Raw genomic sequence first — 21730 nt, 5'->3', positions numbered from 1 at the left:
GCCACGGCGGGGGACGTCCAACGGGCCGGCGGATACCGCTCGACGCTCCGGGCGGGGTACCAGAGGCTGGCCATCAACTCGCGGTGGTGCCCGGGTCCGGCCACGGGATCGGGACGTGAAGTGTCGACGAGGTGCAGGGGCACCGTGCCCACCGGGTACGGTCCGGTGGGCACGGGAAGGGTGAGCTGCACCGGACCCGGGGCAGCGGTCGAAGCCGCCCACGCCTGACCTGCGACGCCGATCGGCACGGCGACCCCGACTGCCAGCGCGGCTCCGAGCATGCGACGGCGCGTCATTCCCTCTTGGTTCATGAACGGCGTGGTTGTCACGGACCCTCCCCGGGCTGGATACGGCCTTCACGCGGTACGGACATGAGGTGGGCGAGCACGGCGAGCACGCGGCGGTTGTCGTCGTCGGAGGGGGCGAGCTCCAGCTTGGTGAAGATGCTGGTGCTGTGCTTGGACACGGCCTTCTCGCTGATGAAGAGCCGGTTCGCGATGGCGCTGTTGGAGCGTCCCTCGGCCATGAGCTCCAGCACCTGGCGTTCCCGCTCGGTAAGCCTGGAGAGGGGTTCGCGTTCGCCGCGGCTGCGGCGGCCGAGCAGCTTGGTGACCACTTCGGGGTCCATGACCGTGCCGCCCGCGGCGACCGTACGGATCACGTCGACGAACTGGTCGTCGCTGAACACCCGGTCCTTGAGCAGGTAGCCGACCCCTCCGGCCTGGTCGGCGAGCAACTCCTGGGCGTAGATCTGCTCGACGTACTGCGAGAGCAGCAGGATCGGCAGCCCGGGTATCCGTTCCCGGGCGGTCAGCGCCGCACGGAGTCCGTCGTCGGTGTGGGTGGGCGGCAGCCTGATGTCCACGATCGCGAGGTCCGGCCGGAACTCCAGCAGGGCGCCGAGCAGGCCCGGCGCGCTGTCGGTGGCCGCCACGATCTCGAACCCGCGCGCCTTGAGGAGCCGGACCAGCCCCTCCCGGAGCAGGAAGAGATCCTCCGCGACGACTACGCGCACGGCACCTCCATGACCACGATCGTCGGCCCCCCGGGCGGGCTGCTGACCGCCAGGATGCCGTCGAAGGCCGCCAGCCGTCGCTCCACCCCGGCCAGCCCGGTACCCCTGGTCGGATCCGCGCCGCCCACCCCGTCGTCGACCACCTCGATGCGCAGCAGCCCGTCCGTCCGGGCCATCCGGATCTGCAGGCCGTGTGCCGAGGCGTGCCGGACGGCGTTGGTGACCACCTCGGCGACGGCGAAGTAGCACGCCGACTCCAGCGGGGCGGCGAGCCGTTCGGACAGCTCGATCTCGGTCTCACACGGCAGGGGCAGGTCCAGTGCCAGCGCCCGGACCGCCTCCCCCAGACCCCGGTCGGCCAGCATCGGCGGGTGCATCCCCCTGATCAGGCCGCGCAGTTCCTCCAGCGCCGCCGCCGAGGCGACGCGGGCCTCCACGACCAGTGCGGCGGCCTCGTGCGGATCGCTGTGGATCATCTCCTCGGCGACCCGGAGGTTCATCCCGATGGTGACCAGCCGTCCCTGTGCGCCGTCGTGCAGGTCCCGCTCGATCCTGCGCAGTTCCGCGGCCGCGGAACTGACCGCATCGGCCCGCGTCTCGGTCAGCTCCCGCACCCGCCGGGCCAGCGCCGGGTCCGGCCCCCTCCCGAGCAGCCGTCCGGCATCCGCCAGCACGGTCCTCGGCAGCAGCCAGAGCCCGAGGGCCAGCAGCACCGCCCCCTGGATACCGCCGAGGACCGACGCGTGGTGAGCCACCATCTCGAAGTCGAGGGACGGCGCCGGCACGCCCGGGGAGCCGAACTTCCGCACCTCCACCAGGTGTTGCCCGAACCCGCTCTGGGCAATGTCGTACGCCCCGATCCCCACCAGCCCCAGGACAGCCAGGTTCGCCGCCGCCCTGGGCCACCGCACCAGCCCGGCCACGACGGCCGCCAGCAGCGCCAGCCCGACCAGGTAAGCCATCACCGCCGGCCCGATCCCGGTGCCCGGCGACGCGGACTGCCACAGATCGAGGCCGAGCAGATCGCCGGTCATCACCACGACGGCGGGCAGCAGCAGGGCCCAGCGCGCCGACCTGGGCGCACCGGCTCCGGCCAGACGTGCGGGCCGGCCGTTCGCCGGCCGGCGCAGAGCCACACCGGCGAAGGCGGCGAGCACCGGGATGCTCACACAGCCCACCAGGACATTCAGGGGTGTCAGGCCGTAGGAAACAGAGGAACGCGTAAGCGCATGCGTGAGCCAGTACGTCCATTCCAGCAGTTCGCCGGTCACCCCTGCGACCACGGGCAGCACCCACCGCCTGGGCACGCGCGCCGAGGGGAGCAGCGTGGTGGCCAGCAGACCGGCCATCAGCAGCGCCGTCGCGAGCAGCCCGTCGGGTTGCAGATCCGGCACGGTGACGACGTAGCCGCCCGTTCCGGCGGTGTTGTGCAGGGCGAGCACCAGAGCCGGCACACTGCCGTACGCGGCCGTACCCACCAGTCCCGCCACGACCGGCCAGCCGATCCGCCCGGCCGGTCGCCCGGAGCGCCCCGACCGGTCCCGCGCCTGCTCCGCCCTGACGGCCAGCACAGCGCAGATCGCGGTCAACGCCACGAGCACGCCCGCCGGCCAGGGCGACCCGCCCACCGGAAACGGCCACATATCCGCCCCTCGCCTCGTCTTCCCGGCCACGCGCTGTGGCCTGGGGATCATGCTGCTGCGAGGGGTCCAACAGGCGCCATGGGCCGAAACCTACTTCTGAGGTAGGCAAACACCTACCCCGGCTGGAAAGCCTCGAGCCGCAGCCGATCCGCTGGCCACTGGCACATCCGCTCACGCACGACCCCGAAAACGAGTCAGCGCCCGAGCCGACCGAAGCCGACCCGAGCGCTGCGTAGCAGGTCAGAGGGGGTAACCCTCGCCTACGTGCCGTAGGCCCTGTGGGACTCGAACCCACAACCAATGGATTAAAAGTCCTGGCCAAAGCTTGCCGGGTGGTTCCGGACACTGCTCCGGTGTCCGGAACTGCCTGGTCAGAGCATGTGCGTTGTGATGCGCGGTGCGGCTCGTGACGGCTCGTGCCGCACCGTCCGCTCACGCATCGCTCACGCATAAGGCGCCGCTGAGCAGCAGGTTTGCGTCTTGCGAGCAGCGCGACGAGTCACCGGCGCGGTAGCGATCCCGCCGAGCCGGCTCGTAGTGGTCATATCGCCGCGGCGATGCCGAGCTCGGCCAACAGGTTGCGTACCCGCTGTTCGATGGCGTCCCTGATCGGCCGGACGGCGTCGACACCCTGTCCGGCGGGATCGTCCGGCTGCCAGTCCAGGTACCGCTTGCCGGGGAAGACGGGGCAGGCGTCCCCGCAGCCCATCGTGATCACCACGTCCGAGGACTGCACCGCCTCGGTGGTGAGGACCTTGGGTGTCTCGGCGGAGATGTCGATGCCGACCTCCGCCATTGCCTTGACCACGGCGGGGTTGACCGCGTCGGCGGGGGCGGAGCCGGCCGACCGGACCTCGACCTGGTCACCGCCCAGGTGGGTCAGGAACGCGGCGCCCATCTGGGAGCGGCCGGCGTTGTGGACGCAGACGAACAGGACCGAGGGGCGCGGGGCGGGGGTGTTCATGGCAGGCGTCTTTCCGGGAGAGCGGAGTGGGTCAGGAGGAGGCGAGTTCGGGTTCGCAGTGTGGGACGACGACCTTGTCCCCGGCGGGGGCGGGACGGCCGTACACAGCGATGACGACGCCCAGCCCGAGCTCGGCTCCGACCATTTGGGCAGCGATGAACGGGGCGACGGAGGCGGGGGCGATTCCGGCGAAGGTGTCGGTGAAGGCCCGGCCGATGGTGACTGCTGGGTTCGCGAAAGAGGTCGAGGAGGTGAACCAGTAGGCGGCCCCGATGTACGAGGCCACGGCCACCGGCGCGAGGGAGGCATTCCCGATGCGTTCGAGCCCGAAGATCAGCAGGATCAGCCCGGCCGTGGCGACCACCTCACCCAGCCACAGGTGAGAGGCGGACCGGTCGTGCGTGGACCAATGGACCAGCGGCTTGGCGAACATCGCGTCGGCCAGGATCGCCCCGCCAACGGCCCCGGCGATCTGTGCGGGCACGTACGCGGCCACGTCTCGCAGGGCGAGGCCGTCGGGCTTGCGGCGGCCGGTGAACCAGGCGGCGAGTGTGACGGCCGGGTTGAAGTGCGCGCCGGAGACCGGCCCGAGCAGGGCGATCAGCACGCCCAGGCCGAAGACGGTGGCGAGGGAGTTGGCGAGCAGCTGCACGCCCACGTCTCGCGACAACTCGGTGGCCTGGATCCCGGAGCCGACGACGACCGCGACCAGCAGCCCGGTCCCGATGGCTTCTGCGGCGACACGGCGGCCCAGGGACGCGGTCACGCGGTGGCTCCGGCGGTCTGCGGCGCGGTCAGGAATGCGGCGAGCCGGTCCAGGACACCGGGCAGCACCCAGTAGTACACCCAGGTCCCGCGCCGCTCGCAGTCGATGAGCCCGGCCTGCCGGAGCAGCTTGAGGTGGTGGGAGATCGTCGGCTGGGACAGCTCGAAGGCCGGCGTCAGCTCGCACACGCAGACCTCGCCGCCCTCGCCACGGGAGGCGATCATCGACATCAGCCGGAGCCGGACGGGGTCGCCCAGGGCCTTGAACACCTTGGCCAGCTCGGCCGCCTGGTCCTCATCCAGTGGTGAGGACAGCCCCGGGCAGCAGGCGGCGTCCTGCACGATCACCTCAAGCTCTTGTTTCGACATGCCTCTATGTTGACGTTTTTCGATTCAAGGCGCAAGGTTGCATCAATGAACGTCAATACAGGCCATTCCCGGGGCACCGCCATGCCCCGTCACCTGGGAGTGAGTCATGCGCGAGCAGTCCAGTGACCTGCGTGAAACCGTCCGCCAGCGCTATGCCGCGGCGGCCGTGAAGGTGACCGAGGGCGGTGCCGCATGTTGCGGGCCGCAGCCGGTCGAGGTCGATGAGAACTTCGGTTCGACCCTGTACGCCGCCGACGAGCGCGACGCCCTGCCCGCTGAGGCCGTCGCCGCCTCCCTCGGCTGTGGCAACCCGACCGCCGTCGCAGAGCTGCGGGAGGGTGAGCGCGTCCTCGACCTCGGCTCCGGCGGCGGCATCGACGTCCTGCTCTCGGCCCGACGCGTCGGCCCCACCGGCAAGGCGTACGGGGTGGACATGACCGACGAGATGCTGGCACTGGCACTTGCCAACGCCGAGAAGGCCGGCGCGACGAACGTCGAGTTCCTGAAGGGCACCATCGAGTCCATCCCGCTGCCCGCGAACACCATCGACGTGGTGATCTCCAACTGCGTGATCACCCTGTCCGTCGACAAGCCCGCCGTGTTCGCGGAGACCTTCCGTGTTCTGAAGCCGGGTGGGCGTATCGGCGTCTCGGACGTCGTTGCCGACGACTCACTCAGCCCCGACCAGCGTGCCGAGCGCGGTGACTACGTCGGTTGCATCGCCGGCGCGCTGTCCTTCGCCGAATACCGCGCAGGGCTGGAAGCCGCCGGGTTCACGGACATCGAGATCACCCCGACCCATACGGTCGCGGACGGAATGCACTCGGCGATCGTCCGGGCCACCAAGCCGGTAACGACCGACACGTCCTCCGAGGCTGAGGAGTCGCCCGACGCCTGCTGCGGCGTCAACGCCTGCTGCACTCCGGCCGAGGCAGCGGTCGACCCAGTCCAGACCGCCACCGAGGCCAAGGCCGCATCGGGGTGCGGCTGCACCAGCTGAGGCACAAACCCTGAGGCCCCGGCCTCTTCCCAGTTGGAGGGGCCGGGCCCAGTAGCGGCTGAGCACCTGCCTGCTACTTCCATCCGTCAAGTGAGACCTGAGGACCGTCACTGAGGTAGCGGTGAAGGGCGCTGGCAGTGGTGTCGACGAACTCCTCAGGGATTGCGTCGGCGTCGACCCAGCGGACCTGGGCATGCTTGCGCGGCTCGCGGTTTTCGGGCTCGCCCGTCCATTCGTGGACAGCGAAGACGACGGTGAGGAAACCGTTGGGAGCTTCGACGCCCCAGGCACCGTGGATGATGTGGGCCACCTTCAGGGCCTCCGGCTTCACTGTCAGGCCGGTTTCCTCGTACAGCTCGCGCACCGCGGTCTCGGTAATCGGCTCACCGGGCTCGCTCTTGCCGACGGGCAGGTCCCACATGCCCTGGGCGAACTTGGCGTTCTGGCTGCGCTGGAGGAGGACGACGCGGTTGGTGGCCTTGTCGTGGACGATGACGGCGGCGACGAGGAGGGTCATGGATTCGAGGGCGGGTGGGAGGGCTTTGGGCTGGTCGTCGGTGTTCGGCTGAGCCACGGTCGGTGTCCCTTCGTCGGCCGGTTGGAGGGCAGCTTAGGCCAGCGCTTCGCGTGCGCGGCGGGCCAGTTCGGCCGCCCCGGGCACCCTGCGGCGCTGGTAGACGGCGAGAGTGGAGCGAAGCGAACTGATCGCCTTGCGGGTGCGGTCGGAGGTCATTCCCTCCATGAGGGCGAGGGCCTGGGACCAGGCGGCGACGGCCTCATCGGCTCGAGCCTGGGCGGCAAGGCTGTCGCCGAGGTCGGCATAGGTGAGGGCATGGACGCGCCTGCACTTCTGCGGGTCCCAGCGGACCAGGGCGTCGCGGTGCTGCTGCTCGGTGCCGACGTGGTCGGCGAGATCGGTCAAGGTGCGGGCGGTGTGGCTGGCCACGGTGCCGGCGGCCGGGCCGCTGACGCGGGAGTAGCTCGGCTGTGGGCCGTCGTCGCGTAGGAGGGCGTCTTCGGCGGCGAGCAGGGCGCGGGCCGCTGCGGGCTTCTCGCCCACAGCGGCGTACGCGCGGGCATGGGTGATGTGGAGCAGCGCCTCGGTCTGGCCGTCGACGCGGCCCAGGCCGCGGGTCAGTGCGCCCTCGACGAGGTCGACGCAGTGGTGGGGCTGCTTGAGACTGAGGGCCTGGTGGGCGAGGGCGCGCATCATCCAGGCGGCGTGGCCGTGCGGGTCGGCTTCGCAGGCGAGTTGGTAGCCGACCTGGTAGTAGCGCTGGGCGGCACCTTCCTGGCCCAGGTCGTGGTGCTTCCACCCTGCGAGGTAGGCGAGTTCTGCGACGGCTCCGAAGGCTGCCCGGCGTAAGGCTTCGTTCGGGAACCGCCCTCGGAGCATGGGGGCTGCGGTGTCGGCGAGATACGCGGTGACGGTGGTGAGCCCATGGCCGCCACCGAGACGCTCGTCGGCGGCACTGAAAGCTGCGGCGATCTGGCGTACGACGTCCACGTCCTCCGTACCGACCAGGGAGCTACCGGTGCGGGCCCTGCTCGCGGTCGAGCGGGCCAAGCTGGAGGAGATGAAGCCGTTCCGGAAGATCACCGGCCCGGCCACCCGGCAGGCGATCCGCCGCACCCTGCGCGCGGCGCTGAACTCCGCCATCGCCCAGCAGCTCATCACCTTCAACCCGGCCTCCCACGTCGAGTTGGAGTCCGGCAAGCGCCCGAAGCCGCTTCTCTGGACCGAGGAGCGTGTCCGGCGCTGGCGCGAGACGGGCGAGGTCCCCGGCCCGGTCATGGTCTGGACTCCCCAGCAGTTCGGCGCCTTCCTCGACGCCGCCGAGGGCGACCGGCTGTACGCGGCCTTCCACCTGATGGGCACCCGCGGTCTCCGGCGCGGCGAGGCGGTCGGCCAGGACTGGCACGAGATCGACCTCGACGCCGGCCTCATCACTCCGGCCAAGGAGATCGTGGTGGACGGCTGGGACCTCTACGAGTCCGAGCCGAAGACGGACGGCAGCGCGAACACGATCGCGCTCGACAGCATGAACATCGCCGTGCTGCGCGACCACAAGGCCGGCCAGGACAAAGAGCGTGCGGACTGGGGCGATGCCTGGCGGGACACGGGCAAGGTCTTCACGAAGGAGGACGGCTCCTGGCTTCACCCGGAGACGGTCTCGGAGACCTTCCGCCGCATCCTCGCCACGACCGACCTGCCGCCCATCACCCTGCGGGACCTGCGCCACGTGGCCGCGACGCTCACGCACGGAGGCGGCGGTGACATCCACACCGTGAAGGAGACGCTCCGGCACTCCACCATCACGCTGACCTCGGACACGTACACGAGCCTGCTTCCGGAGCTGGACCGCGAAATCGCCGAGAAGGCAGCGAAGCTGATCCCTCGGTCACGTCCGGCCGCCGCCGAACCGTCCGCCCCTGCAGCGTCCGATCCGCAGGCCGCCAGCCCATCCGCGCACGCGTCACTCGGGGATTGAAGTCCCGGCCCGAAAAGCGGCGGCCGGGCGTTGAGTCCGTGTCACTCGCTCTGCCTGGGGCCACTCCACTCCTCTTCCTCCTCCATGAACCGGATGCCGTCATGGGACAGTGAGACAGCGGCGGGCGTCTTGTGCGACGTCCATTCAACGGTGATCAGGCCCTCGTCGGCCAGGTAGGCGCAGGCTGCGGACAGATCGTCGTCGGGCAGCCGGAGCTCTTCACGCAGTGCCGCCCCGCTCACCTCAGGTCGGTTGCGCTCCATGGCTCCGTAGAGATGCCGAAGGATTGCCTTGCGGTAGGTCTTGCGTTCACGGAGTGTCGTCATGGCTGGCGCTCTCAGGCTGGTCTCCGAAGCTGCCGATGCCGACCGGCAGCCGACCCTGCGGCCTCGTTCACAGCCTAGGCCGTCCGGGTGCCCCGCTGTGCAGTTCCTCATGCGGCTTCTCCTCGCTGTACAGGAGCCCGGCGACGCCGGTGCTCAGGGTGATGGGGAGTAGCGTGGTCAGAGGCATCAGAGGCGAGGCACGTCCCGTGTTCGCTGCCGGATCCCGAACGGGTGGTCCTCATGACCGACTCCGACGTATCCCCAGGTCCCCAGCATCTGCCGAGCGGCATCCGTCAGACCGTACGACCGGGGTGCGCACTGCTCCGGCTGGAGACGACGGCATCGCGCGAAGGGGTTCTCGACGGGGCGTGGTGGCCGAGGTCCCATGACATCGGTGCGGAGTTGCCGGCACTGCTGGACGCGCTCACGGAGCACCTCGGCCCCCTGAGCCGGGTCGGGCTGGACGCCACGGCCTGGGAGGGGCTCCCGACGCGGATCGTCATCGATGACCGGGTGGTGCACGTGGACTCCTTCCCGGTGGGTGATGACACCGTCTTGATCACCCGGGGCGACAGGGATCACTTCTCACTGCTGGTCATCCCACCGGAGGCGACACCCGAGGCCGCTCACGCGGCGATGGCCCAGGCCGTCCTGGCCGGCAATGTCAGCTCTGCGGAGCAGATCCTCATCGATACGGGAGGCGGACAGACAGCGTCGGGCTGATGAGTCGCCCCGCACCGGGACAGACCCTGCGGTCCGGTCAGCCGCGCCACTCCACCAGGAGCAGCGTCGCATCGTCCGTGGTCTGGCCGCCCCGCGCCCGCTTGAGTGTGTGCGACAGGGCACGCGCCACCGCCCGGACCCCGCGGCCGGTTCTCTCCAGCCCGTTCACCCAATCGATCAACTGCTCCTCCCCGAACTGCTCCTCGCCCGCCGCGTGCTCCTCGATCAGCCCGTCGGTGAAGCACAGGACGCGGTCTCCCCGTTCCAACCCCAGCGCACTTACCTCCGGCTCCGCACCGCCAAGGCCCACGGGGAGAGTCGTCGGGCCGACCAGTCGGCGCGTGACACGGTGGTCGCGGACGAGTATCGGTGCGGGGTGTCCGGCGTTGACCCACTGCAGGTGGCCCGTCGTCGTGTCCAGCCGCATCATCTGCGCGGTGACGAAGTGGTCGGCGCCGAACTGCTTCGCCACGGCGTCGTCCATGAAGGCGTAGATCTCCGTCAGGCCGGTGCTCAGGCGGCGGGCGTAGCGGTACGCGCCGATGGCCACGGTGGCCATCGTGGCCGCGCCGAGGCCGTGCCCCATCGCGTCGATCATGGCCAGGTGGAGGACGTCGCCGTTGAGCGCGTAGTCGAAGCTGTCCCCCGCCACGTCGTACGCGGGCTCCAGGACTCCGGCCAGGGCGACGCGCGGCATGATCATGGCCAGGGGCGGCAGCAGCGCCCACTGGATCTCGGCGGCCACGCTCATCGGTTCACGGCGTCGGGTACGGAAGAACAGGTCGGAATATCCGTGCTTGGTCACCAGCAGGTCGGCCACCAGAGCGGAGAGCCGGCGCAGCATGCGGCGGTCGTCGTCGTCGACCCGGTCCAGCGTCACGGCCATGACGCCCACCTGGTCGCCGCCGTCGAGCAGCGGCAGGTGGACGCGTACGCCGTCACCCTCGGGCAGCTCGACGGGCAGCGCACCGAGAAAGCAGCGGCCCGCGGCGGAATCGTCAATCACCTGCGGGCCCCCGTCCGTGAGGCCCTCGCCGGGCAAGGGGACGAGCAGCAGCTGGCCGTAGTCCTGCAGCAGGATCTGCGGACGGCGGCCCCCCAGCCGCTCCATCATGTCGGCGACCAGTGGGCCGACGAGGTGGGGCGGAAGCTCATGCGCGCGATCGAGAACCGTCCCCAGGAGCGCTTCCCCGAAGCTCTCGGAGCGGTCCGCGCGCGGTTCGGCCGTCATCCGCTCACCCAACGTGATCCACGCGGACACGGGCGGCGGCGGTGGCCGACGAAAGAGCTGCCTGTCCCATCAGTCCATCATGGGCCGTTCCGCTGCCTGGCGCTCTCCTGGCCGTGGCCGTCCTCGACGCGGGCCAGGATGCGCTGAGCCGACTGCGTGTTCCAGGGATCGGCGGCGGCCGTCAGCAGCCGACCGGCCGTTCCCGTCGGCTCGTCGGGCGGGATGACCAGCAGCTCCCAGCGCCCCACGGTGCCGCACTCCAGGGTGATGGCATGCGCTTCGTCGGCGGCCTCGCTCAGGAGGACCTCGATCACGTGGTCGGGCGCCGGCACCGTTCCCGGGGCGTCGGGCCACGCGGCAGTCCCCACCGTGACGCGGGTGACCGTACCGTGGCCGGGGTCCAACGAGCCCACGAGGGCGGGCAACTCCAGCTCCAGGACGTCACAGCGCGGCCACCATGCTCCGTCGAGCGGGCCGTGGCTGGACTCCGGGGTGAGGCTCAACCGCGCCAGCGGCATCCGGTACGTGTGCTCGTCATCCGTTGGCATACCTTCGGCGGGCGGTGTGAGGGAGTCCATCGTGCGATCCCGTCCCGGGCAGTGAAGGCGCTGCCCTCGTTCGTCACTCGCCGGGAACGGCGCCGCCAGATCGTGCGCCCGACATGCTCTCGGTGTCTCCCAGGCTACGCCCGGCCCGGGCCCAAGGCCGGAGGCGCCGGTACAGGCGCGTTCTCCGGGAAGAGGACCAGCACGCAGGGTGCGCCCAGACCGGGCAACCCCACCATCTCTCCGCAATTTCGCCAGCCCCAGGACTCGAAGGCGGCCTGGCCGGCCTGGTCTGCCGGACGGATCAGGGCGACTCCGAGCGCGGTGCGCCGGTCGGCCAGCAGACGCTGTTGCAGACGGCGACCGATGTCTCGGCGCTGGGCGTGATGATGCGCAACGACCTGGGTGAGGAGCAGGAACCGGGCACAGCCGGTGAGCCGCTGGACGCTCTCCTGCAACCCCCGCTCCGAGCGGGCACCGGGACCCACCGGGAATCCGAAGGCACACCCCACCAGCACCGTCGTTTCGGCGACCAGCAACGCAAAGCCGGGCCGTCGGGCGCTGATGACAAGCCGCCCCAAGAAGTCGCCCCGCTCCCGGTCCGTGCTCGCTGACAAGCCCGCGACGGGTTCCACGGCCAGGTCGGCGATGTCCTCGCTCAGGTCCTCCGCCTGCCAGCGGGTCAGGCGGCGGAGACGGATCCCGTCCTTCACTACAGGTGCACCGACCAGGCCGCCGCCGCCCTGCTGCTCGTCGGCCGACGGAGACGCACCCGGCACCTCACTGAGCAGGGAGGCGGAGCCGGTGACGGCGAGAAGTCGGGTGATCTGGGCGCACGGATGGTGCAGCCGCACGAAAGCATGCGCCCGGTCCGCGTGTTGCGACGCCGTCAGGAAGACGTCCAGGCCCTGGGAGTCACAGAAGCCGACGGTGGCGAGATCGACGTCGATGCCGGTCACGCCGTCGCGCAGGCACTGCTCCAGCGCGGCCCGCAACAGGGGAGCCGTGGCGGGTCCGATCGCGCCGACGAGCGTGACGAGGGCCCGCTCTCCCCGGTCACGCCGGTGGATGTCCAGCCGCTGCACGACCGTCACGCCGCCCCTCGGCAGGGAAACGCGATAACCAGGGAGGGTCGCGGAGTTGCTGTGATCGCGGTGGCCATGATGCCGACCCGTCTCCGCACCGTCCGCTCGGGCGGCCCGGGTTTTCGTCTCTCGCCGAGGACGACCCGACAGGAGAGTCGGAGTGCGTGACGCCCTCGGTACTTTCACCGTACGTCGCCGGCAACCGGAAATCTGGCGCCGGACAGACTCATCCGAGCCGAGCACACCGCCTGCCGAACGGGTCCATGGAGACATCCGCGGCAGACGGCCCACTCGTGGGGCACTCTGCTTGACCCCATACCTACGGGGTATCCACCGCCGCCGGGCCCAAGCACGTTCCGCAGGCCACGGGCACATCCGCTCACGCATCGCTCACGCACGGGCCTGAAAACGAAGCAGCGCCCGAGCCGACCGAAGCCGACTCAGGCGCTGCATAGCAGGTCAGGGGCCATATCCCCCACCTACCAGCCGTAGGCCCTGTGGGACTCGAACCCACAACCAATGGATTAAAAGTCCACTGCTCTGCCAATTGAGCTAAGGGCCCAGGCGATGTTGCCTGTCCGAGCATAGCCGGACGCGGCCGGGTCTCCGATCGGGTATCGACGGACCGGCCGCGTCACGGGGAGGTGTGTCACTTTTTGATCAGGTTCGGAGTGGCGGTCCGGTCCGCGGTGAGGAACCAGTGGCGGGCCGAGGCGAGCCACCAGGTCGCGGCGAAGCCGAGGACGACCAGGACGGCGACGGGGGCGTAGTTGAAGGTCTTCCAGGTGACCGGGGAGACCTGCGGGAGCATGAAGAGGATCGTGATCGCCAGTACCCACAGCACCGACACGACCCCGATCGGGCCTGACCAGCGGCCCAGGTGCCACGGCCCCGACTCGAAGGCGGCGCCCTTGCGGACGCGGAGGAAGGTCGGGATGACGTACGCGATGTACAGGCCGATCACCGCGATGGACGTCACCGCCGCGTACGCCGTCGTGTTGATCAGGTAGGGCAGGCCCAGGGCCAAGGCCGCGAGTGCGGCCAGCCAGACCGCCGCCACGGGGGTGCGGGTGCGTGGGCTGACCGTGTGCCAGACGCGGGAGAAGGGCAGGGCTCCGTCGCGCGAGAAGGCGTAGATCATGCGGCTGTTGGCGGTCACCGAGGCCATCCCGCAGAAGAGCTGGGCGCCGATCACCACCAGGAGCAGCAGCTTGCCCGTTGTCGCTCCCAGTGCGTCCAGGAGGATCTGGGCGGGGGGCGCGCCCGTCGGGGACGTCAGTTCCTTGTCGTACGACTGGATCGCGAACGTGAAGCCCAGCAGCAGGACGAAGCCCGCGATCCACGAGGTCCAGATCGAGCGGACGATGCCCTTCGGGCCGGCCGTCGCCGCGTCGTGGGTCTCCTCCGTCATGTGGGCCGAGGCGTCGTAACCCGTGAAGGTGTACTGGGCCATCAGGAGGCCCAGCAGGACGACGTACGGGCCGCTGCCCCAGCCCGTCTCGTTCACGAACTTCGTGAACACGAACGTCGCCGACTGGTGGTGGTCGGGGACGAAGGCGAGCGCGCCGACGATCACCGCGACGCCGAGCACGTGCCACCACACGCTCACGTCGTTCAGGAACGCGACGATCCGCACACCGAAGGTGTTCAGCAGGCCGTGGAGCACGAGGATCGCCGCGAACAACAGCACCGTGCGGCCCGGGGTCACCGTGAAGCCGAACTGCAGGTCCAGGTACGCGCCCAGGAAGGAGGCCGCGCCGAAGTCGACACCCGCCGTCACCGCGACCTGGCCGAGCACGTTGAACCAGCCCGTGAACCACGCCCAGGCCGCCGCCGAGCGCGGTGGTGCGAGGCGGTGGGCCCAGAAGTACAGGCCCGCCGAGGTCGGGTACGCCGAGCAGATCTCGGCCATCGACAGGCCGACGAACAGCGTCATCAGGCCGACCGCGACCCAGCCCCAGGTGATCACCGCCGGGCCGCCGGTGGTCATGCCGAAGAGGTACAGGGTCAGACAGCCCGACAGTACCGAGATGATCGTGAAGGAGACGGCGTAGTTCGAGAACGCCGACATCCGGCGGGCGAGGACCTGGGTGTAGCCGAGCTGGGCCAGCCGTTCCTCGTCCGACGGGCCGTGCGCGCCGTGTTCTCCGCTCGCTCTCGCTTCATCTGTCATGCCCCCAGCAATTCCCTCACTGGGGTCGTGACATGCGTCACGCTTTGGCTAAAAAGGGCCCGTACGACGGTGTCGTACGGGCCCTTTTCGGGTCACTCCGCGTCAGCGGTCACGCGGGGTCAGCCGTTGCGCTTCCAGCGCGGCTTGTCCTCGCGGCGGCCGAAGGAGCCGGTGCCGCGGTGGTCGTCACGACGGCCGAAGGGGCGGTCGTGGCCGCCGGAGCGGAAGCCCGGGCGGTCGTCGCGGCGGTCGCGGTTGAAGGGGCGGTCGCTGCCCCGGTGACCGTGCCCACCGCGCTCGTCCCGGCGGAAGCCGCCACGGTCGTCACGGCGCTCGAACCCACCACGGTCGTCACGGCGCTCGAAGGTACGGCCACCACGGTCGTCGCGGCGGTCACGGTCGAAGCCCCGGTCACGGTCGCGGTCGCGGTCGAAGGGGCGGCGGTCGTCGCGGCGGTCGTCGCGGCGCTCGAAGCCACGGCCACCACGGTCGTCACGCCGGTCGCGGTTGAACGGACGGTCGTTGCCCCGGTCGCGGTCCCGGTCGAAGGGGCGACGGTCGTCACGGCGCTCGAAGCCACGGCCACCACGGTCGTCACGGCGGTCGTCACGGCGCTCGAAGGTACGGCCACCACGGTCACCGCCCCGGTCGCGGTCCCGGTCCCGGTCGAACGGACGGCGGTCCTCGCGGCGCTCGAAGCCGCGGCCGCCACGGTCCTCACGGTCGCGGTCGAAGTTCCGCCGCTCCCGGCGCTCGTACGGCGCCGACGCCGCCGGGCGCTCCTCGCGCTCGGTCTGCTGCTCGGCGGTGGCAACGGCCGCCTCGGCGACCGCCAGTTCCTCCGCCGCCGTCGCCTGGGCCTCGGCCACCGCGGCCTCCGGGTCCTCGCCGCGCTCGCGGGCGACCCGGGCGACCAGCCGGTCCGACTCCTCGCGCAGCTCGGCCGCGCGGCGCTGGGCACGCTCCAGCTGCTTGGTGAGCTGGGCGACCTCGCGCTCGGCCTGCTGGGCGGAGTTGTTCGCGGACTCGGCCTGGACCTCGGTCATGGAGCGGGCGCCGGTGATCTCGGCGACCTCCGGGTCGAAGGCGCCGGCGCCCTGGATGATGTGGCGCGCGGCGTCGACGCCGGCGTCCTCCATCAGGCGGAAGATCTGGCGCCGCTGGTGCGGGAGGGAGAGCGACACGACCGTGCCGGTACGGCCCGCTCGCGCGGTACGGCCGGCGCGGTGCAGGTAGTCCTTGTGGTCGCCGGCCGGGTCCACGTTCAGGACCAGGTCGATGCCGTCGACGTGGATACCGCGGGCGGCGACGTCGGTGGCGACCAGGACGTTGACGTAGCCGTCCTTGAAGTCGGCCAGGGTGCGGGTGCGCGCGCCCTGGGTCATGCCGCCGTGCAGCGCGTCGGCCTTCGCGCCCGCCTCGCGCAGCTGCTCGGCGACGCGGTCGGCGCCCAGCTGGGTGCGGACGAAGATGATCGTGCGGCCCTTGCGGGAGGCGATCGCGGCGGTGACCGGCGCCTTGTCCTTGGGCTTCACGATGAGGATGTGGTGGGACATGGTCGTCACCGCGCCCTGGGCCGCGTCCACCTCGTGCGAGACGGGGCTGTTCAGGTAGCGGTCGACGAGGGTCTGGATCTCGTTCTCCATCGTGGCGGAGAAGAGCATGCGCTGGCCGCCGGCCGGGACCTGGTCGAGCAGCTCGGTGACCTCGGGCAGGAAGCCCAGGTCGGACATCTGGTCGGCCTCGTCCAGGACGGCGATCTGCACGTCCTCCAGGGAGCAGGCGCCGCGGTTGATGATGTCGCGCAGCCGGCCCGGGGTGGCGACGAGGATGTCGACGCCACGCTCCAGGGCGTAGATCTGGTTGCCCATGGACGTGCCGCCGCAGACGACCTTCATCTTCAGGCCGAGGACGTCGCCGTACGGCTGGAGGGCGTCGGCGACCTGCATGGCCAGCTCGCGGGTCGGGGTGAGGATGACCGCGCGGGGCTTGTGCTTCTGGGTGCGGCCGCCGGCCAGCGTGGCCAGGGTCGGCAGACCGAAGGAGAGGGTCTTGCCGGAGCCGGTGCGGCCACGGCCGAGGATGTCCTTGCCGGCCAGGGCGTCCGGGATGGTCGCGGCCTGGATCGGGAAGGGGGTGGTCACGCCGTTCTGTGCGAGCTTGCGCACGATTCCCTCGGGCAGGCCGAGGTCGGCGAAGGTGATCTGGGGGGTGGTGTCAGCGGCCTCGACGGCCTCGGTGACCTCGGTCGCCACGTCCACGAGTTCGTTGTCGTTCTCGGGCATGACGATCTGATCAGTACTGGACACGGACATGCGAATGCGAAACCTTCCGGAGTCTCTTCGGCACGCGCCCGTCAACTCCGTGATTCGCTCACGACCGCCTCAATGCGGTCCGCCACGGCAAAGGAGAGTACGCGCCACACGGCGCGCTCTGCAGTGGCGCCGGGCAAATGGGATCAAACGATCTGCCACCATACGCACCCACCACCCCTGAACGCAAACCGAGCCTCGTACCCGCAGGTCACACGCCATATGCGGGGCTCACGCCGGTGCGCCCGCCTCGGGCGCCGGCTCGCGCTGGACCAGTTGCGGCCCCGTCCCCTCGTGCGCCGAGGAGGACGGCTCGGGCGTCGGGGACTCGGAGGGGGGCGGCGGCGGGGTGGAGGCCGGGGGCGCGGGCGGCTGGGAGGTGGCCGGCGGGGTCGGCGGGGCCTGGGTCGGCGCCGGGTCGCCGGGTCCCGCGGTACTCCCCGGCCTGCCGGGCTTGCCGGGCTGCGCGGGGGTCGGGGACGCGCTGGCCGCGCCGGACGGGGTGGCCGACGCGCTGGGCGACTCCCCGGGCTTCGTCTTGCCACCGTTGCCGTGCTTGCCGTCGCCCGCCCGGGCGCCGCGCTCCTGGCCGCCGACACCGGCCACCGGGCCGCCGTCGGGCGCCGCGCCGCCGTGCCGGCCCGCCGAGTGCGAGGGCCGGGCCCGGCCGGCGTCGTCACCCACGTTCACACAGCCGGCGGCGGCCGTGGCGACGGCCAGCATGGTGACGGCGAGCCGGACGGGTACGTACAAGGGGCGCACGGCGGCCACCTCCGGGGACAAGGAAGAGAGTCAACCTCCCCAACTCCCCCCGCCCGCAAGAGGACACGCGCCCCACACGCATCGGCCCCCGGCCGTAGCCGGGCGCACGGGGACGGCGGGGCTCCGCACATCCCCCGCTCCGCGCGATCGTCCCCGACAATGGCCCTGTGCTGGAGATGACACGCGACCGGTTCGAAGAACTGGTGAGTGAGGCCCTGGACCAGATCCCGCCGGAACTGACGCGGGTCATGGACAACGTGGCTGTCTTCGTGGAGGACGAGCCGCCCGCCGACGACCCGGAGCTACTGGGCCTGTACGAGGGGACCCCCCTCACGGAACGCGGCGAGTGGTACGCCGGAGTCCTCCCCGACCGCATCACGATCTACATGGGCCCGACCGTGCGCTCCTGCGCGACGCCGGAGGACGTGGTCCACGAAGTCGCCGTGACCGTCGTCCACGAGGTGGCGCACCACTTCGGCATCGAGGACGTACGGCTCCACGAACTGGGCTGGGGCTGACGCTGAGCAGCCGCGAGTTCGGCCTGGAGACCGTGTCGGTGAAACTGTGGCGGGCCGATGCCGTGGTTCTCTTCGACTGGCTCATGAGCGTGGATCTGAACGACGTGCCGATCACTCACCCGGCGCAGAAGCAGGCTCTGGCGGACCTCCTCAGCTCCTTCGAATAGCGCGCCTCCCCTGGCGTGACCGAGGTGACCCAGGAGGAGATCGACGCCGCCCAGGAGGCGGTCGCCCGAGACATGGGCTGGTGAGCCCGCGTCGGCCCCTGGTGGACGGCAAGGCTCGTGCGGGGTCGCATATCCGTGCCCGGACATGGGCATACGGGACCAATGGCCCCTCGCGCACTCGCCTCTCCCGCAGTGGCCGGACGCCCCTGGCTGAGCGCTCTCGGGCTCGCGGTCGTCGTGCTCGTCGGCGCCTGGCTGGGTCTACTGATCGTCGGGAACGTACGGACCCCGGTCGGCCCGATGAACACGACGATGGCGCTGCGCCCCTCCCTCACCGGCGGCACGAAGATCAACATCTCTCCGCTGGGCGCGCTCACGCTGGACAGCCATGTGGCCCCGGTCCGCCTGGACGTCAACGTCGACCAGCTCGACCCGGTGCGTTCCCAGGCCCTGGTCGACCACCCCGAGCGGCTCTCCGGCCTGCAGGAGGAGGTCGCCAGGGACGTCGAGCACGGCACGCTGGACCTGGCCGTGCGCTCCTGTGTCGCCGTCGCCGTGGGCGCCACCGCCCTCGGTCTCGCCGTCTACCGCCGCCCGCGCCGGGCCCTCGCGGCCGGCGGGCTGGCCCTGGCGCTGCTCGCCGCCTCGGGCGCGTCGGCGTACGCCACCTGGAACCCGAAGTCGGTGCTGGAGCCGAGGTACTCGGGGCTGCTGTCCTCGGCACCGTCCGTGGTCGGCAACGCGCGCAGCATCGTCACCGAGTTCGACGTCTACCAGAAGGAACTGGCCCGCCTGGTGACGAACGTGGCGAAGCTCTACGACGTCACCTCCACACTCCCCGCCTACCAGCCGGACCCCTCCACCATCCGGGTCCTGCACGTCTCCGACATCCATCTCAACCCGGTGAGCTGGAAGATCATCGCCTCGCTGGTGGAGCAGTACAAGGTGAACGTGATCGTCGACTCCGGCGACACCATGGACCACGGCATAGCGGCCGAGAACGGCTTCCTGGACCCGATCCGGGACCTGGGCGTGCCGTATGTGTGGGTGCGCGGCAACCACGACTCGATGATCACCCAGCGCTATCTGGAGCGGATGAGGAACGTGCACGTCCTGGACGACGGCCGTGCACAGACGGTCGCGGGCCTGCGTTTCGCGGGCATGGGCGATCCGCAGTTCACCCCCGACCGCTCGGCGGTGCCGGGTGGCAACGCGGCCGAGCAGCTGGCCGGCGACCGGCTGGCCAGCGCCCTGCGCGACCAGAAGGCCCGGCACACCCCGGTCGACGTCGCCGTCGCCCATGAACCGGCCGCCGCCCGCGAGACGGACGGCGAGGTGCCGCTGGTGCTCTGCGGCCATCTGCACCACGAGGGGGACGAGACGCTGCCCTACGGCACCCGGCTGCGCATGGAGGGCTCCACGGGCGGGAGCGGGCTGCGGGCGGTGGAGGGCAAGTACCCCGCCCCGATCGAGGCCTCGATCCTCTACTTCGACCGGGACAGTCGCCGCCTTCAGGCCTGGGACGCGATCGAGCTGGGCGGGCTGGGCGAGACAACGGCCGAGGTCAGCCGCCATCTGGCCACCCCGATCAAGCCCGGCGCCACCCCCACCGGTTCCGCCTCCGCACCGGCTTCCGCCCCCTCGCCGTAAACCGTTTTGGCGATACCCCTCGGCATCCCATATGCTTCTCACGTCCCCGACGCGCTGATAAGCGCCCAGGCGGGCCGATAGCCCTCATCGTCTAGCGGCCTAGGACGCCGCCCTTTCAAGGCGGTAGCACGGGTTCGAATCCCGTTGGGGGCACGCAAGATCGTGTGCGACACTGTTGCACGCACAAGCTTGGTCCTGTGGAGCAGTTTGGAGTGCTCGCCACCCTGTCAAGGTGGAGGCCGCGGGTTCAAATCCCGTCAGGACCGCTGGTGTTTCACGTGAAACACCGTGGCTGGGTAGCTCAGTTGGTACGAGCGATCGCCTGAAAAGCGATAGGTCGCCGGTTCGACCCCGGCCCCAGCCACAGTCAGAAGGCCCCGTTCAACGAACGGGGCCTTCGTCGTAGGGGGGCATGCGTGGCGGACGACTTCCAGGGGTTCGAGATCGCCCGGCGGGGGTACGACCGGGCGCAGGTGGACGCCTATCTGGCCCGGCTGGCCACGGGTACGGCACCGGAGGCGCCGCCCGTCTTCGACATCGTCCGGCGCGGGTACGACCGCGCGCAGGTAGACGCACGGGTCGCGCAGCTGCTGAACGGGGGGACGGGGAGATGAGCCAGGACCAGGCCGCGGCGATAACGGACACCCAGCTGGAGAAGACCCGGGCGCGGTACGGGCTGCTCGCGGTCGTCGCCAGCAATCTCGCGATCGTCGTGGTCGCGATCATCGGCGTGTGGCGGCTGGACGGGGACAAGTCGGTGATCGTCGGCGTCCTGACCGCCGCGTTCACCGCCGTGAGCAGCATGACCACCGCTTACCTGGGGATCAAGGCCATCTCCAACACCGCGAAGTCGTTCGCGCTGAGCGACAGCGCACGCCGTGCCGCCGGTTCCGCGGCCCCCTCGGGAGGGACGGATCCGCGCCCCGGAGCGTGACGTTTCGCGCCCCTCACGCGCTCCTGCACCGGGGGCCGGGAACGCCGGTCCCCGGTTTCCAGTGAGGAGCTCACGTGCGTTTCAGATACGGGGTGTTGACCGTCACGCTGGCGATCGCGACCGCAGTGCCGCTGGCCGGCACCGCCATGGCGGACGGCAGCCGCGGGCCGGGTCTGCTCACCGCCACCGACTACACCACGGGCACTGCGGACATGGTCGCCCTCAACCCCGTCAGCGGATCCGTCACCGCCGTCTTCGCCCAGGGCGCCACGGACGGCGTCCTGTCTCCCGACGGCTCCCAGGTGGCGTACATCCACCCCGAGAGCACCTGCATCCCGCAGCCAGAGGGCGGCTGCGACTACGCCCAGGACCTGGTGGTCGCCGGAGCCGACGGCAGCAACCCGCATGTCCTGGTCGCGGGCATCCAGCCCGAGACGAACAACGCCCCGTACGTCGCTCACCCGCACTGGTCGCCCGACGGGCAGCGGATCGTCTTCGACAGCCCGCGCGGCCTGGAGTGGGTGAACACCGACGGCACCGGCGAGCAGACGCTCACCGTCGGGATGCGCGGCACCTTCTCGCCCGACGGCCGCTCCCTCGCCTTCCTGAAGACCACCGAGTACCAGGCCCCGGACGGCACCTGGCAGTACGGCACCGACGTCTACGTCATGGACACCACCTCCCTGGAGGTGCGCCAGATCACCACGAGCCACGACGTGTGGGCCACCCCCGCCGACTGGTCCCCGGACGGCACCCGGCTCGCCTACACGACCCAGTACGGCGTGCACTCCGTCGACGTGGCCGACGGCGCCGTCACCGACCTGAACAGCGGCTGGACGGGCCCGCTGTCCTCCCTCCAGAACCCCGTCTACTCCCCCGACGGCACGAAGATCGCCTTCGAGGGCCATGACGACCTCACCGGCGGCAACGCCACCTACGTGATGAACGCGGCGGACGGCAGCGGTCTCCGGCAGCTCACCGACCGCCCGGTGCTGCTCACCGACTGGCACGCCGAGTAACGACCCGCACCACCCGGAACCGCGGGGGCGGCCGCCA

21 protein-coding genes, 4 tRNA genes and 2 pseudogenes are annotated in these 21730 nt (G+C 70.7%); 12 read left to right on the top strand and 15 right to left on the bottom strand.

The features are described from left to right. Positions 1 to 325: 325 nt before the first annotated feature. From ACH47Z_RS40890 to ACH47Z_RS40870, 5 genes are all read right to left on the bottom strand, one after another. Positions 326 to 1015: a LuxR C-terminal-related transcriptional regulator gene (locus ACH47Z_RS40890; protein ID WP_399083648.1), complete on the bottom strand. Its 690-nt coding sequence runs from the start codon at positions 1013 to 1015 to the stop codon at positions 326 to 328. After that, positions 1006 to 2658 carry a sensor histidine kinase gene (locus ACH47Z_RS40885; RefSeq protein ID WP_399083645.1) on the bottom strand — a complete coding sequence of 551 codons (1653 nt, stop codon included), beginning with the start codon at positions 2656 to 2658 and terminating at the stop codon, positions 1006 to 1008. The genes ACH47Z_RS40890 and ACH47Z_RS40885 overlap by 10 nt, the downstream gene beginning before the upstream one ends. Positions 2659 to 3199: 541 nt before the next feature. After that, entirely contained in the window at positions 3200 to 3622 is a 423-nt protein-coding gene (locus ACH47Z_RS40880; RefSeq protein WP_399083642.1) for an arsenate reductase ArsC, read from the bottom strand. Between the two features lie 31 nt (positions 3623 to 3653). Continuing rightward, positions 3654 to 4388 carry an aquaporin gene (locus tag ACH47Z_RS40875; protein WP_399083639.1) on the bottom strand — a complete coding sequence of 245 codons (735 nt, stop codon included), beginning with the start codon at positions 4386 to 4388 and terminating at the stop codon, positions 3654 to 3656. Continuing rightward, positions 4385 to 4756: an ArsR/SmtB family transcription factor gene (locus ACH47Z_RS40870; RefSeq protein ID WP_399083636.1), complete on the bottom strand. Its 372-nt coding sequence runs from the start codon at positions 4754 to 4756 to the stop codon at positions 4385 to 4387. The genes ACH47Z_RS40875 and ACH47Z_RS40870 overlap by 4 nt, the downstream gene beginning before the upstream one ends. Before the next feature lie 106 nt (positions 4757 to 4862). On the opposite strand from ACH47Z_RS40870, the gene arsM reads away from it, so the two are divergent. After that, positions 4863 to 5756, top strand: coding sequence for an arsenite methyltransferase (arsM, locus tag ACH47Z_RS40865; RefSeq protein WP_399083633.1), 894 nt, complete (start codon positions 4863 to 4865; stop codon positions 5754 to 5756). 73 nt (positions 5757 to 5829) lie between these two features. Here arsM and ACH47Z_RS40860 read toward each other — a convergent pair whose 3' ends face one another. Then, on the bottom strand, positions 5830 to 6330 hold the full coding sequence (locus tag ACH47Z_RS40860; protein ID WP_399083630.1) for an NUDIX domain-containing protein: 501 nt from the start codon (positions 6328 to 6330) through the stop codon (positions 5830 to 5832). Between the two features lie 36 nt (positions 6331 to 6366). Further along, positions 6367 to 7302: pseudogene (locus ACH47Z_RS40855) on the bottom strand (tetratricopeptide repeat protein); the annotation flags it as partial. Between ACH47Z_RS40855 and xerC the strand changes: the two are divergent. Beyond that, positions 7295 to 8248: pseudogene (gene xerC, locus ACH47Z_RS40850) on the top strand (tyrosine recombinase XerC); the annotation flags it as partial. The pseudogenes ACH47Z_RS40855 and xerC sit on opposite strands and share 8 nt — an antisense overlap. A 41-nt stretch (positions 8249 to 8289) precedes the next feature. Here xerC and ACH47Z_RS40845 read toward each other — a convergent pair. Then, the gene (locus tag ACH47Z_RS40845; RefSeq protein WP_399083627.1) at positions 8290 to 8574 is read right to left on the bottom strand and encodes a hypothetical protein; all 285 of its coding nucleotides are present in this window, start codon (positions 8572 to 8574) and stop codon (positions 8290 to 8292) included. Positions 8575 to 8814: 240 nt separating this feature from the next. On the opposite strand from ACH47Z_RS40845, the gene ACH47Z_RS40840 reads away from it, so the two are divergent. Then, positions 8815 to 9297, top strand: a complete 483-nt coding sequence (locus ACH47Z_RS40840; RefSeq protein WP_399083625.1) for a DUF5994 family protein — start codon at positions 8815 to 8817, stop codon at positions 9295 to 9297. 37 nt (positions 9298 to 9334) lie between these two features. On the opposite strand, the gene ACH47Z_RS40835 is transcribed toward ACH47Z_RS40840, so the two are convergent. The 7 genes from ACH47Z_RS40835 to ACH47Z_RS40805 all read right to left on the bottom strand — a co-directional run bounded on the left by ACH47Z_RS40835 (position 9335) and on the right by ACH47Z_RS40805 (position 17405). Beyond that, entirely contained in the window at positions 9335 to 10528 is a 1194-nt protein-coding gene (locus ACH47Z_RS40835) for a PP2C family protein-serine/threonine phosphatase (protein ID WP_399083622.1), read from the bottom strand. Positions 10529 to 10605: 77 nt separating this feature from the next. Further along, entirely contained in the window at positions 10606 to 11076 is a 471-nt protein-coding gene (locus ACH47Z_RS40830; RefSeq protein ID WP_399083619.1) for a DUF5994 family protein, read from the bottom strand. A gap of 134 nt (positions 11077 to 11210) precedes the next feature. Next, positions 11211 to 12167, bottom strand: coding sequence for an STAS domain-containing protein (locus ACH47Z_RS40825; RefSeq protein WP_399083616.1), 957 nt, complete (start codon positions 12165 to 12167; stop codon positions 11211 to 11213). Between the two features lie 480 nt (positions 12168 to 12647). Continuing rightward, positions 12648 to 12720, bottom strand: a tRNA-Lys gene (locus ACH47Z_RS40820). An 87-nt stretch (positions 12721 to 12807) separates the two neighbouring features. Continuing rightward, entirely contained in the window at positions 12808 to 14331 is a 1524-nt protein-coding gene (locus tag ACH47Z_RS40815; RefSeq protein WP_399083613.1) for an amino acid permease, read from the bottom strand. A 119-nt stretch (positions 14332 to 14450) separates the two neighbouring features. Continuing rightward, positions 14451 to 16646, bottom strand: a complete 2196-nt coding sequence (locus ACH47Z_RS40810; RefSeq protein ID WP_399083610.1) for a DEAD/DEAH box helicase — start codon at positions 16644 to 16646, stop codon at positions 14451 to 14453. A gap of 228 nt (positions 16647 to 16874) precedes the next feature. Beyond that, positions 16875 to 17405, bottom strand: coding sequence for a hypothetical protein (locus ACH47Z_RS40805; protein ID WP_399083608.1), 531 nt, complete (start codon positions 17403 to 17405; stop codon positions 16875 to 16877). A gap of 167 nt (positions 17406 to 17572) precedes the next feature. Here ACH47Z_RS40805 and ACH47Z_RS40800 point away from each other — a divergent pair, with 167 nt between their 5' ends. The 9 genes from ACH47Z_RS40800 to ACH47Z_RS40760 all read left to right on the top strand — a co-directional run bounded on the left by ACH47Z_RS40800 (position 17573) and on the right by ACH47Z_RS40760 (position 21693). Next, positions 17573 to 17923 carry a metallopeptidase family protein gene (locus tag ACH47Z_RS40800; RefSeq protein WP_399083605.1) on the top strand — a complete coding sequence of 117 codons (351 nt, stop codon included), beginning with the start codon at positions 17573 to 17575 and terminating at the stop codon, positions 17921 to 17923. A 32-nt stretch (positions 17924 to 17955) separates the two neighbouring features. Continuing rightward, the gene (locus ACH47Z_RS40795; protein WP_399083602.1) at positions 17956 to 18090 is read left to right on the top strand and encodes a hypothetical protein; all 135 of its coding nucleotides are present in this window, start codon (positions 17956 to 17958) and stop codon (positions 18088 to 18090) included. 162 nt (positions 18091 to 18252) lie between these two features. Beyond that, a complete protein-coding gene (locus ACH47Z_RS40790) occupies positions 18253 to 19740 on the top strand; it encodes a metallophosphoesterase (protein ID WP_399083599.1) in 1488 nt (495 codons plus the stop codon). 80 nt (positions 19741 to 19820) lie between these two features. Further along, a tRNA-Glu gene (locus ACH47Z_RS40785) sits at positions 19821 to 19893 on the top strand. Positions 19894 to 19931: 38 nt separating this feature from the next. Next, positions 19932 to 20006 (top strand) — tRNA-Asp (locus ACH47Z_RS40780). A gap of 24 nt (positions 20007 to 20030) precedes the next feature. Next, positions 20031 to 20104, top strand: a tRNA-Phe gene (locus ACH47Z_RS40775). A 52-nt stretch (positions 20105 to 20156) separates the two neighbouring features. After that, on the top strand, positions 20157 to 20354 hold the full coding sequence (locus ACH47Z_RS40770; RefSeq protein ID WP_399083596.1) for a DivIVA domain-containing protein: 198 nt from the start codon (positions 20157 to 20159) through the stop codon (positions 20352 to 20354). Then, a complete protein-coding gene (locus tag ACH47Z_RS40765; protein ID WP_399083593.1) occupies positions 20351 to 20674 on the top strand; it encodes a hypothetical protein in 324 nt (107 codons plus the stop codon). The genes ACH47Z_RS40770 and ACH47Z_RS40765 overlap by 4 nt, the downstream gene beginning before the upstream one ends. A 74-nt stretch (positions 20675 to 20748) precedes the next feature. After that, positions 20749 to 21693 carry a hypothetical protein gene (locus ACH47Z_RS40760; RefSeq protein ID WP_399083590.1) on the top strand — a complete coding sequence of 315 codons (945 nt, stop codon included), beginning with the start codon at positions 20749 to 20751 and terminating at the stop codon, positions 21691 to 21693. Positions 21694 to 21730: the final 37 nt, after the last annotated feature.

Origin of the sequence: Streptomyces sp. NPDC020192 (genome assembly GCF_044388685.1) — a bacterium.
Classification (GTDB): domain Bacteria; phylum Actinomycetota; class Actinomycetes; order Streptomycetales; family Streptomycetaceae; genus Streptomyces.
The sequence above is the reverse complement of the archived record's forward strand: the minus strand, read 5'-3'. Positions and strand labels throughout refer to the sequence as shown.

Excerpts from the sequence above, each read along its gene's own strand:
- ACH47Z_RS40885 (WP_399083645.1), bottom strand. The coding sequence starts at position 2,658 with ATGTGGCCGTTTCCGGTGGGCGGGTCGCCCTGGCCGGCGGGCGTGCTC.
- ACH47Z_RS40880 (WP_399083642.1), bottom strand. The coding sequence starts at position 3,622 with ATGAACACCCCCGCCCCGCGCCCCTCGGTCCTGTTCGTCTGCGTCCAC.
- ACH47Z_RS40870 (WP_399083636.1), bottom strand. The coding sequence starts at position 4,756 with ATGTCGAAACAAGAGCTTGAGGTGATCGTGCAGGACGCCGCCTGCTGC.
- arsM (WP_399083633.1), top strand. The coding sequence starts at position 4,863 with ATGCGCGAGCAGTCCAGTGACCTGCGTGAAACCGTCCGCCAGCGCTAT.
- ACH47Z_RS40845 (WP_399083627.1), bottom strand. The coding sequence starts at position 8,574 with ATGACGACACTCCGTGAACGCAAGACCTACCGCAAGGCAATCCTTCGG.
- ACH47Z_RS40840 (WP_399083625.1), top strand. The coding sequence starts at position 8,815 with ATGACCGACTCCGACGTATCCCCAGGTCCCCAGCATCTGCCGAGCGGC.
- ACH47Z_RS40835 (WP_399083622.1), bottom strand. The coding sequence starts at position 10,528 with ATGACGGCCGAACCGCGCGCGGACCGCTCCGAGAGCTTCGGGGAAGCG.
- ACH47Z_RS40830 (WP_399083619.1), bottom strand. The coding sequence starts at position 11,076 with ATGCCAACGGATGACGAGCACACGTACCGGATGCCGCTGGCGCGGTTG.
- ACH47Z_RS40815 (WP_399083613.1), bottom strand. The coding sequence starts at position 14,331 with ATGACAGATGAAGCGAGAGCGAGCGGAGAACACGGCGCGCACGGCCCG.
- ACH47Z_RS40810 (WP_399083610.1), bottom strand. The coding sequence starts at position 16,646 with ATGTCCGTGTCCAGTACTGATCAGATCGTCATGCCCGAGAACGACAAC.
- ACH47Z_RS40790 (WP_399083599.1), top strand. The coding sequence starts at position 18,253 with ATGGCCCCTCGCGCACTCGCCTCTCCCGCAGTGGCCGGACGCCCCTGG.
- ACH47Z_RS40765 (WP_399083593.1), top strand. The coding sequence starts at position 20,351 with ATGAGCCAGGACCAGGCCGCGGCGATAACGGACACCCAGCTGGAGAAG.